This is a genomic window from Kitasatospora sp. NPDC004799 (assembly GCF_040609095.1).
In the GTDB taxonomy this organism is placed as follows: Bacteria; Actinomycetota; Actinomycetes; order Streptomycetales; family Streptomycetaceae; genus Kitasatospora.
The window spans coordinates 1-10,439 of record NZ_JBEXJK010000058.1 but is presented as its reverse complement, the minus strand read 5'-3'; the positions used below and the strand labels follow the sequence as shown (position 1 = coordinate 10,439).

The window sequence follows — 10,439 nt, the reverse complement described above, 5'->3', positions numbered from 1 at the left end:
CGACTTTTGGCGTGGTGCGTTGGCGGGGCCGCTGGCGGTTGGGTGCTTGGGGCGGAGTGGGAAGTCGGTCGGGTCGACTTTTGGTGTTGGCAGCCACCCTGCTCGGGCTGGGCTGCCCCGCGGTGCCCATCCTGCGGCGCGGCTGGGCGTGATGGTGGAGTGGGAAGTCGGGCCCGCCGACTTTTGGCGTGGTGCGTTGGCTGGGCCGTTGGCGGTTGGGTGCTTGGGGTGGAGTGGGAAGTCGGTCGGGTCGACTTTTGGTGTTGGCAGCCGCCTTGGCCTGTATGGGCTGCCCCGCCCGTGCGCGTCCTGCGGCGGGGCCGGGCGTGGTGGTGGAGTGGGATGTCGGGCCCGCCGACTTCTGGTGCGAGTTGAGGTGGGCCCGCGCAGCCTGGCGGACGTTTGTGGCCGAGATGTCGGACTCAGGGGACCGCCGGTTGGGTCGTGTCGTAGGAGCGAGAAGTCGGCCCGGCCGACTTTTGGCGTCACGCATTGGCCGGGCCGTTGGCGGTTGGGTGCTTGGGGTGGAGTAGGAAGTCGGACCCGCCGACTTCTGGTGTGGGGGTGAGGTGGATTTGCCCGTGGTGGGTCCGATTCTCGGGCTGGTGGGGCCGGGATGGAGGACTCGGGGAGTGGGAAGTCGGGCCCGCCGACTTTTGGTGCGGGGTGGGGGGATTTTGGGCGGTGGGGAGTTGGGGGCGTTGGCTTTCGGGGTGATGGGGGTTACGGGGCGATGGCTTCGAGGGTGGTGCGGAGGTGGGTGAGGACGGTGGGGAGGGTGGGGAGTGGGGGTGTGGCGAGGGCGAGGCGGAGGGCGTTGGGGTGGTGGGGGGTGGTGGCGAAGGCGTCGGCGGTGGAGATCAGGATGCCCTCGGCGGCCAGGGCGGCGGCGGCGTGGTCGGGGCGCTGGTGGGGTTCGAGGGTGAGCCAGAGGATGTAGGAGGTGGGGTGGGCGGTGGTGGTCAGGCCGGCCAGGGCGGTGCGGGCGACGGCCTGGCGGGCGGCCGCGTCCGTACGGCGTTCCCGCTCCAGGCGGGCGACGGTGCCGTCGGCGAGCCAACCGGTGGCGAGGGCGGTGATCAGGCCGGGGGCGCCCCAGGCGGCCGCGCGCAGGCTGGTGGTGGCGGCCCGGACCAGGTGATCGGGCAGGACGGCGAAGCCGAACCGCAGGCCCGGTGCGACGCTCTTGGAGAGGCCGGCCAGGTAGCAGGTGCGCTCGGGGGCGAGGGCGTGCAGCGGTGGGGGCGGGGCGGCCTCCAGGAAGGCGTAGGTGCCGTCCTCGATCAGGGTGAACCCGTGGTCGGCGGCGAGCCGGACGAGGCGCTCGCGCTGCGCCTGGCCGAGCACCCAGCCGAGCGGGTTGTGGACGGTCGGCTGGGTGTACACCGCCCGTACCGTCCGGGTGCGGCAGAGCCGGTCGAGCGCGTCGAGGTCCGGGCCCGCGGCGGTGACCGGGACGGGGGCCAGGTCCAGTCCGTGGGCGGCGGCGAGCAGCTTGATCCCCGGGTAGCCGAGCGCGTCCACGGCGAGGACGTCCCCGGGGCGGGTGAGCGTGCGCAGGATGCAGTCCAGGGCCTGCTGCGCCCCGCTGGTGAGCAGGACGTTCTCGGGGGCGGTGTCGATCCCGCGGTCCAGCAGGTAGGTGGCCACCGCGGCCCGGTCGTGCCGGTGGCCGCCCGGCGGGTGCTGGCGCAGCAGGGCCTCGGCGTCGCCGGAGGAGGCCAGTGCGCGCAGGGCCTGCCGCAACTGGTCGCCCTGCCCGGGGGAGAGCGGCTGGTTGAAGGAGAGGTCGGCGACCCGGGGCACCGGGAGGGCACGGGAGGGTTCGAGGCCGTCGTAGCCGGCGCGCAGCCGGACGAAGGTGCCGCGGCCCTGCTCGCCGACCACCAGTCCGGCGGCGGCCAGTTCGGCGTAGACCCGGGTGGCGGTGGCCAGGGCGATCCGCCGTTCGCGGGCGAGGGTGCGGTGGGTCGGCAGCCGGGTGCCGGCCGGGAGCGCGCCGGAGCGGATGGCGGTCGCGTACTCGTCGACGATGGCCTTGTAGGAGGGCGGTCGCACCGGTCACCTGCCGTTCCTCGGAGTGCGCGCACGGGCGTACGGGTGAGTGGGGAGTGTATCCAGGACAATAAGTGGATTGTCATGGGCCGGTGTTCCTAGCCTCGTCACATCCAGCAGCGAGGCCAGGAACGGAGCACGCGCCCATGACCATCCGCAGCGAGCGGGACCGGCACGTCGTCACCCTCACCATCGACCGGGAGAAGAAGCTCAACGCCCTCGACTACCCGACGATCGACGCGCTGCTCGCCGAGCTCGACCGGATCGACGCCGACGACACCGTCCGCGCCGTGATCCTCACCGGCGCCGGCGGGCGGGCGTTCAGCGCGGGCGCCGACATCCCGTCGCTGGCGGCCAGCATCGCGGGCGGGCCCGAGCGGGCGCTGCGCGAGTTCGTGCGGCGTGGGCACACCCTCACCCGGCGGATCGAGGAGTTCCCCAAGCCGGTCATCGTGGCCGTCAACGGCCTTGCCTTCGGCGGTGGTTGCGAGATCACCGAGGCCGCCCCGCTGGCCGTCGCGGCCGAGCACGCGACCTTCGCCAAGCCGGAGATCACGCTCGGCTTCCCGCCGCCCTTCGGCGGCTCGCAGCGGCTGCCGCGGCACGTCGGCCGCAAGCGCGGCCTGGAGCTGATCCTCACCGGCGACCCGATCCCGGCCGCCCGCGCCGCCGAGATCGGCCTGGTCAACTCGGTCGTTCCGGCGGACGAACTGCTGGACGCGGCCCGGAACTTGGCGGATCGGATCATCCGGCACGCGCCGACCGCGGTGGCCGCCTGCCTGCGGGCCGTGACCCGGGGGATCAACCTGCCGATCGACGAGGGGCTCGCGGTGGAGGCGGCGGCCTTCGCGGCGACCGTGCCGACCGACGGCGTACGGGACGGCATCCGGCGCTTCCTGGACCGTTCGTCCGCCGGTTCGTCCGCCGATTCGTCGCCCGGTTCACCGTCCGGCTCGTCCTCCGGCTCGTCCGCGCGTTCGGCCTCCTGAGGCCGTACCGGGAAGACCTTGCCCGGGGCGGCCGGGGGCGTGATCACGGCGGGATCTCGGATCTGCTCGCACGCGTGACCGCCTTCCGTGCCGCCTTCGCCCGCCGCCGGGCGGCGGAGGTCGTCGAACTGCCGGACTTCCCAGGAGTGTTCGCCGTCCGGAACGCCGAGTTCGCCCTCTCCGAGGAGCACAACCAGCTGATCGTGGAGGGTCCGGGCACGGACCCGGGGGTGCTGCCCGAGCCGGCCGCCCGGTGGGAGTCGGGCGAGCGGGCCGCTCCGGTGCCGGCGGCGGCGGGGTGGGAGCAGGAGGGGGTGGTGATCCTGGCCAGGTCGACGGACGGCTGCCCGCGCCCCGAACCGGCCGCGCTGCCCGTGGAGTTGGCCGCTATGCGGGAGGCGGCGCTGCGCCAGCAGCGGGAGTGGACCGAGGACGAGGAGGTCGCCCGGCAGCTCACCGACCGCCGCGCCGCCCGGCCGCGCGGGGCACGGCGACACCCTGCCGGCGACCGGCCTGGCACTGGCGGCCGAGGCCGGCATTCCGCAGCTGTTCCTGCTCGCGGGCGCGGCGGACTGGCCGCGCGAGTGGTACGGCTGCCGGGGCTTCGTGGAGCTCGGGCGCAACCGGTCCTTCTCCAGCCGCTCGCTCGAAGGCCGTTGAGCTGCCGAACTGCTGACCCGCTGCAGCCGCTGAGCCGCCGGAGCCGTTGCGCGGCCGGGCGTACGGCGGCCTCGGCTGTCCCGTCGGCCGGTCAGGCCGACGTGCCGCGGCCGCAGTGGGACGCGACGGTGTCGGCGAAGGCGCGGGCGAGCGGGCCGAGGTTCTCCCAGTCCCGGACGGCCCAGCCGGCGGTGAGGGCGGGCAGGTCGGGCAGCGGGAGCAGTCGCAGGCCGGGGTGGCCGGGGCCCTGCCACTGCGGGAGGGCCGGGACGACGGCGTGGCCGAGCCCGAGTTCGGCGAGCAGGATCGCGGTGTCCCAGTCCGCGACGCTGGTGTCGAAGACCGGGCGGACGCCCGACTTCCCCAGCCAGGCCTCGACCTGGGAGCGGGAGACGGAGTTCTGCGGCAGCCCGATCAGCCGGGCGTCCTGGAGGTCGGCGGGCGAGATCAGGGCCCGGGAGGCGAGCGGGTCGCCCGCCGCGACCGCGAGTACCCAGGGCAGGTCGACCACCGGCCGCTGGTCGATGCCCCGGGCCGGGACGCCGAGGGTGATCCAGGCGAGGTCGACCCGGCCGGCGTTGAGCGACTCCAGGCAGCTGCGGCTGGAGACCTCGGTCTGGAACTCCAGGCTGACCTGGGGGAAGCCCCGCCGGAAGGCCACCACGGCCGCGGACATGAAGTGCCGGATGCTGGTGGCGCCGGTGGTGATCCGCACGGATCCGCCCTCGCCGTGCGCGAGTTCGGAGATCCGGCGCAGCGCCTGGTCGATGCCGCCGAGGCCGGTGGCGACCGCCGTGCGCAGCAGGTTCCCCGCCTTGGTGGGGACGACCCCGCGCGGGTGACGTTCGATCAGGGCGAGGCCGACCTCCCGTTCGAGCCGCTTCACGTGCTGGCTGACGGCGGACTGGGTGCAGTTCAGGTCGCGGGCGACGGCGCTGAGCGAGCCGGCCCGGCAGACGGCGGCGAAGACGCGGAGGTCGTCAAGGGTCACGAAGGCCCAAGGTATCGCTTGGGGGTTTCCCAGTAAATCGGCGGATTGACTTGGGTGTTCCGCGGATCGATCATCGAACCAGGGCCCAGGGCGGCAACCCGCCCGCCGCCCCCGCCGGCGTTCCGGACGCCGTGGCGGGTGCGCGGGCGGGTGTCGACCCGCATCGATGTGCAGGCCGCATCGGTGCGCGAAAAGTGATGCACGAGAACGACGCGCGAGAACGGTGACGTACGGAAGCGACGTCACGGAGGGGGGAACGGCATGCGGTACGCCGATGGTCCGGGTACGCGGTGCGAGGTGTTCGTCGGGGCGCCGGTGGAGCGGGTGTGGGAGCTGGTGACGGACATCAACCTGCCCGCCCGGCTGAGCCCGGAGCTCCAGCGGGTCGCCTGGCTGAACGGCGCGGACGGCCCGGTGGTGGGCGCCCGCTTCGAGGGGCACAACAGTCACGCGTCCATGCCCGACTGGCGGACGGTCTCCGAGGTCACCGAGCTGACCGGCGCGGCGGGACCGGTCGGACCGGACGGCCGGAGGGTCTTCGCCTGGGGCGTGATGGACGCGGACGGCCGCTACGGCGAGCCGGTGTCCGACCTCGCCGGGGCGCTGGCCCGCTGGCGCTTCGAGCTGACCCCCGAGGACGGTGGCACCCGGCTGCACCAGTCGGTGGTGATCGGCCCGGGCCGCAGCGGCGCCAGCCTGGTGATCGACGCCAAGCCGGAGCTGGAGGAGAAGATCGTCGACTTCCGGCTGAACGAGCTGCGCACCGGCATGACGGCCACCCTCGAAGGCATCAAGTCGCTGGCGGAGCAGGGGCGCTGATCCCGGCCCGGCCGGCGGTTCGGTGCCCTCGGGCCCGGGAGCGTCGGCCGGTGAGGTCCTCGCCCGCGCGGAACGGGTGACGGCCGGGTCGTCCGATCGGATGACCCGGCCGTCGGTGTTCGGCGGGAGAGTGGAGAGCGGTCGGCGGGGCGGTCCCGGTGACCGTGGTGCGGGCAGGCCGCTACGGCGCGGCCGTCACCAGGAGACCGGGTAGCGGACCGGGTGCCCGCCGATCCGGCCGGGCAGCAGGCCGATGACGACCAGCAGCCCGGTGGCCAGCGCGAGCAGCGGGAGGAAGGGCACGGGGTGCGGGGCTTCCAGGACCACGATCACGGCGGTGGCCGCGGCGGGGGAGTGCGAGAGGCGGGTGAGCATCATCGCGCCCAGCGAGAGCCCGGCGGCGACGGCCGCGCCCCAGGTGGTGCTGCCGGTGACGGCCAGGGTGGCGTAGCCGATCAGGGCCGACATCAGCTGACCGCCGACCAGGTTGCGCGGCTGCGAGATCGGCAGCCCGGGCGCGCCGTGCACCAGGGCGGCGCTGGCGGCCAACGGCGGGATCAGCAGGGGCTGGCCGAGCAGGACGCCCACCCCGACCAGCAGGAGCAGGGTGCCGATGGCGAAGACGGTGGCCCGCAGGGCGTGCAGCGGGTGCGCTCCGGGCGTGGTGGTGGGCGGTGGCGTGGACATGCGTGAGCGGCTCCGGGCGGGGGACGGGGACCCGGAGATGATAAACAGACTGTTGAAGGAAACGTAGGACGTTTTGCCTGTCGGGCACATTCCGTCCACGGCGCCGGACCCGCAGCCGAGTCCGGCGCCGAGTCCGGAGTCGGGCCCGGAGCCGGGCCGTCCCGGGAACCAGAGTGAGAGCGAGCACCCCATGACCGACACGCCCGCCGCGACCCCGCCGTCCGTCATGGTCTTCCGGGACGTCCGGCCGTACGGCGCCGACCGCGCCGCCGACCTGATCGCCGTGGACGGCCTGCTGGCCGAGCGGGTGCCGGACGGGGCGGTGCCGGAGGTGGTCGAGGGCGGCGGCCGGATCGCCCTGCCCACCCTGGTGGACGCGCACATCCACCCCGACAAGACCGCCTGGGGCGAGCCCTGGTACAGCCGCCGCCCGGCGGGCTCGCTGCCCGAGTACGTGCAGGGCGACGTCGACCTCCACCGGCGCCTGCGCACCCCCGTCGCCGACCGCGCCCACCGGCTGCTGAGCCACGCCGTGACGCGCGGCACCCGCGCGGTACGGGCCCATGTGGACGTGGCGCCCGCGTACGGCCTGGACGGGGTGACCGGGCTCGCCGAGGTGCGCGAGCGGCTGGCCGGCGTGCTGGACGTCCAGCTGGTGGCCTTCCCGCAGCACGGGGTCCGCCGGATGCCCGGGGCGGGCGCGCTGCTCGCCGAGGCGGCGGCGAGCGGGCTGGTCGACGCCATCGGCGGGATCGACCCGGCGGGGTTCGACGGCGCCCCGGCCGACGGCTCGGACGGCGAGGGGCCCGCCCAGCTGGAGCTGCTGTTCGGCCTGGCCGAGCAGCACGGACTGCGGCTCGACATCCACCTGCACGACCGGGGCGAGCGCGGCCTCGGCCCGCTGCGCGACATCGCCGCGCGGACCAGGGCGGCCGGACTGGCCGGGCGGGTGGTCGTCAGCCACGCCTTCTGCGTCCCCGAGCTGACCGGCGCCCCGCTCGCCGACCTCGCCGCCGAACTGGCCGAGTCGGGCGTCGGCCTCACCACCGTGGCGCCCTCGGCCCACCAGGTGCTGCCGTTCCGCGAGCTGCGCGCGCACGGGGTGCGGGTCGGGCTCGGCTCGGACGGCGTGCGCGACTCGTGGAGCCCGTACGGCAACGCCGACCTGCTGCACCGCGCCCACCTGCTCGGCTGGACCACCGACGCCCGCACCGACGAGCAGCTCGCCGACTGCTTCGCCCTGGCGGCCGACGGCGGCGCCGAACTGCTGGACCTGCCGGCCGCCACCCTGGAGCCGGGCTCGCCGGCCGACTTCATGCTGGTGACGGGCGAGTGCCTGCCCCAGGTGGTGGTCGACCTGCCGGCGCGCGAACTGGTGGTCCGCGCGGGCCGGGTGGTGGCGCGGGACGGGCGGTTCACGGGCTGACGGGGGCTCGGCGGCCGGTGCGGGCCTCCCCCGGAGAGGCCCGCCGGCGACGGTGATCAGAGGGTGCGGGCCGCGCTGGTCTCGTGGAGGTGGACCAGCGCGTCGTAGGCCGTGCCGATCGCGAGGCGCGGCAGCGGGTCGCGGCGGAACTCCGTCCCGGCGTCGTAGGTCGGACGGGCGGTGTTCAGCCAGGCCCGGGTGGCCGGCGGGGCGGAGCGCAGGTCGACGTAGTAGTCGCGGTACCGGACCCGGTCGAGCGGGTACTCGTTCATGTCCGCGGTGGCCGGCGGAACGGTGACCGTCTTCCAGGCGGCGGCGAACGGGTCGTCCTTGGTGAGGAAGGACCCGCGGTCGAAGGTGAAGCCGATGGCGAGGTAGTCCGCGCCGAGGGCGTCGCGCAGGTACGAGCCCTGGGTCTTGGGGTAGAGGTCGGGGTCGCTGCTCCGGTACCCGACATGGCCGTTGTGCGCGGACAGCAGCACCTTCCCGCCGGTGCGGCGCTGCCACCAGAGGGTGTTGTCGGTCATGGCGCGGTCGCGGAGGTTCTGCATCGCGGCCACATCGGTGCTGTCCTCGAGGTTCATGGCGGAGAAGGCGAAGGTCTGGGCGATGCTCCGGGCGTTCTGCACCGCCCAGTCGTACGCCTCGCCGCCCTCGCCCCTGGCCGCGGTGACCAGCTCCAGGGTCTGCTGTGCCACGGCGGCGTTCTGCCGCCGCTCGGCGAGCGGGCGCGTGGTGATGTAGCCGACGGCGTCGTCGAACGGGCGCAGCCCGGCGTACAGCTGCTCCAGACGCGGCAGCGACGCGGGAGCGGCCTCGCGGACGTAGGAGGTCACCCGGTCGAAGAGCTGGTCGCCGATGGCGGGGAAGTCCAGGTCGTCGCCCACGAAGTGGACCGGGTGCTGCGGGTGTGCGCGGTTGTGGTCGCGCATCCAGTCGATCAGGTCGGCGAACTCCTGGCGCTCCCAAGGGGACGTGCCCATCGTCTCCTTGACCAGCTGCCGGGCGTCGCCGCCGGTGCGGCCCTGGACGTAGTCGTCGATCCGCAGGCCGGAGGACCAACTCGTCTCCAGGGCGAAGGCGGTGAAGCCCTTCTCCTCGACCAGGTGGCGCAGGACCCGCTGCTTCATGGTGAAGAACTCGTGGGTGCCGTGGGTGGCCTCGCCGATCCCCACCACCTTGGCGTCGCCGATCATCGCGCCCAGCGGGCGCAGGTCGGTGCTCCGGCCCCCGGGGTCGGTGGACCGCAGCGGGTGGGCGAGGTCGTTCAGTTCGCGGACCACGGTGGATGTCTGACGGTCCGTCACGTCGACCGTTCCGGGCTGGTCCGCGTGTGCCGCCGGGGCGAGCAGGGCGGTGGTCGCGACGGCCGCCGTGGCGGCCAGCAGGGCGCGTCGACCGATGGGCCTGCCGTGCTTCTCGCTGCGTACGGTCACTTCGGGGGGCTCCTCACATGCGTCGAACCGTCCATCCGTGGAAGCGGCCACGGTGGTTCGAGTGGTTCGCCGACGAACGCGCCGGTCAATGAATAGTCGATCACCGGGAGGCTGCGGCGCGCTGAGGAGTACCACCGGATCGACCGGGGGGAAAGCCCCCGGACGGCCCCGACCCATCCACGCGAGGGGTGTGCCGGGGCCGGTGCCGGGCTGCGGGTTCAGAGTGTGGCGGAGCGGTGGGTCGGTCGGCCGTCCAGGACGGTCAACAGGACCGGGAGCTCCGCCAGTTCGGCGGCCGGCGTGGTGAGCGGGTCGGCGGCGAACGCGGTGAGGTCCGCGCGGTGGCCGACGGTGATCCGGCCCGCCAGTTGCTCCTCACTGGCCGCGTGGGCGGCGTTGGCGGTCATCGCGAGCAGCGCCTCCAGGGAGGTGAGCGCCTGGCCGGGGTTGTGCGGGGCCTGGCTCAGGTCGCGGGTGGGGCGGCGGTGGCAGGCGCCGGCCATGACGCCCAGCGGCGGGTAGGGGGCGATCGGCCAGTCCGAGCCGAGGACGACGGTGGCGCCCGCGTCCCAGAGGTCCCGGCAGCGCCAGGCGCGGTCGGCCCGCTCCTCGCCGAGGCGGCGGGACCAGTTGTCGGTGTGGTCGGCGCGGGTGAAGTCGCAGCAGTGGGTGGGCTGCATCGAGGCGATCGCGCCCAGCTCCGCGAAGCGCCGGACCACCCCGTCCGGCACGGTCTCGATGTGCTCGATCCGGTGCCGGACGGGGGACGGGCCGTGCGCCGTCCTCCCGGTTGCCGCCGCGCCCGGTGCCCCGCCTGTCGCCCCGCCCGGGGCCTCGCTCATTGCCTTCTCGATCGAGTCGAGCGCGTGCCGGACGGCGGCGTCGCCGATGGCGTGGGTGGCGGTCGGCACCCCGGCGCGGTGCAGCTCCTGGACGACGTGGGTGTAGTGCGCCGGGTCCGGCCAGAAGGAGTGGGTGGACTCGCCGTGGCAGTCCGGGTGTTCCAGCCAGGCGGTGCCGTTGTCGATCGTGCCGTCCATGAACAGCTTGACGCCGTCCACCCGCCAGAGCCGACCGCCCCGGCCCTGCCCGCCGATCAGCGCGCGCAGCCCGTCCGCGTCCACGCCGGGCTGGCACCAGGGGGCGACGCGCAGCCGCAGCGGCAGCTCGCCGGCCTCGTCCAACTCGGTGTAGAGGTCGAGGCTGTCGCCGTTGGCGTCCATCGCGTGGCCGCCGGTGAGGCCGGTGGCGGCCATGGCGCGCAGTGCGGCGGCGAGGATCGCGCCGGCCCACGTGGCGAACTCGGAGCGACGGGTGGCTTGATCGTGCTCGGCCTGTGCAGGGCCGCCACCTCAGGCTGGTCGGCCTTCTCGCCC

7 protein-coding genes and 1 pseudogene are annotated in these 10,439 nt (G+C 74.5%); 3 read left to right on the top strand and 5 right to left on the bottom strand.

Features of this window, described 5'->3' with window-relative positions; translation table 11 throughout:
- Positions 1 to 723: 723 nt before the first annotated feature.
- Positions 724 to 2,058 carry a PLP-dependent aminotransferase family protein gene (locus ABZW03_RS10780; RefSeq protein WP_355254786.1) on the bottom strand — a complete coding sequence of 445 codons (1,335 nt, stop codon included), beginning with the start codon at positions 2,056 to 2,058 and terminating at the stop codon, positions 724 to 726.
- Between the two features lie 143 nt (positions 2,059 to 2,201).
- Here ABZW03_RS10780 and ABZW03_RS10775 point away from each other — a divergent pair, with 143 nt between their 5' ends.
- Positions 2,202 to 3,044, top strand: coding sequence for a crotonase/enoyl-CoA hydratase family protein (locus ABZW03_RS10775; RefSeq protein WP_355254784.1), 843 nt, complete (start codon positions 2,202 to 2,204; stop codon positions 3,042 to 3,044).
- Positions 3,045 to 3,795: 751 nt separating this feature from the next.
- On the opposite strand, the gene ABZW03_RS10770 is transcribed toward ABZW03_RS10775, so the two are convergent.
- A complete protein-coding gene (locus ABZW03_RS10770) occupies positions 3,796 to 4,695 on the bottom strand; it encodes a LysR family transcriptional regulator (RefSeq protein ID WP_355254782.1) in 900 nt (299 codons plus the stop codon).
- Positions 4,696 to 4,956: 261 nt separating this feature from the next.
- Here ABZW03_RS10770 and ABZW03_RS10765 point away from each other — a divergent pair, with 261 nt between their 5' ends.
- Entirely contained in the window at positions 4,957 to 5,514 is a 558-nt protein-coding gene (locus ABZW03_RS10765) for an SRPBCC family protein (protein WP_355254780.1), read from the top strand.
- 195 nt (positions 5,515 to 5,709) lie between these two features.
- Here ABZW03_RS10765 and ABZW03_RS10760 read toward each other — a convergent pair whose 3' ends face one another.
- A complete protein-coding gene (locus ABZW03_RS10760; protein WP_355254778.1) occupies positions 5,710 to 6,201 on the bottom strand; it encodes an HPP family protein in 492 nt (163 codons plus the stop codon).
- A gap of 190 nt (positions 6,202 to 6,391) precedes the next feature.
- Here ABZW03_RS10760 and ABZW03_RS10755 point away from each other — a divergent pair, with 190 nt between their 5' ends.
- Entirely contained in the window at positions 6,392 to 7,627 is a 1,236-nt protein-coding gene (locus tag ABZW03_RS10755; protein ID WP_355254776.1) for an amidohydrolase, read from the top strand.
- Between the two features lie 56 nt (positions 7,628 to 7,683).
- On the opposite strand, the gene ABZW03_RS10750 is transcribed toward ABZW03_RS10755, so the two are convergent.
- Both ABZW03_RS10750 and ABZW03_RS10745 read right to left on the bottom strand, forming a co-directional pair.
- A complete protein-coding gene (locus tag ABZW03_RS10750) occupies positions 7,684 to 9,063 on the bottom strand; it encodes an erythromycin esterase family protein (RefSeq protein ID WP_355254774.1) in 1,380 nt (459 codons plus the stop codon).
- Positions 9,064 to 9,281: 218 nt separating this feature from the next.
- Positions 9,282 to 10,340: pseudogene (locus tag ABZW03_RS10745) on the bottom strand (amidohydrolase family protein); the annotation flags it as partial.
- Positions 10,341 to 10,439 lie beyond the last annotated feature (99 nt).

Coding starts and splice junctions, on each gene's coding strand:
- ABZW03_RS10765 (WP_355254780.1), top strand. CDS start 4,957: ATGCGGTACGCCGATGGTCCGGGTACGCGGTGCGAGGTGTTCGTCGGG.
- ABZW03_RS10775 (WP_355254784.1), top strand. CDS start 2,202: ATGACCATCCGCAGCGAGCGGGACCGGCACGTCGTCACCCTCACCATC.
- ABZW03_RS10755 (WP_355254776.1), top strand. CDS start 6,392: ATGACCGACACGCCCGCCGCGACCCCGCCGTCCGTCATGGTCTTCCGG.
- ABZW03_RS10760 (WP_355254778.1), bottom strand. CDS start 6,201: ATGTCCACGCCACCGCCCACCACCACGCCCGGAGCGCACCCGCTGCAC.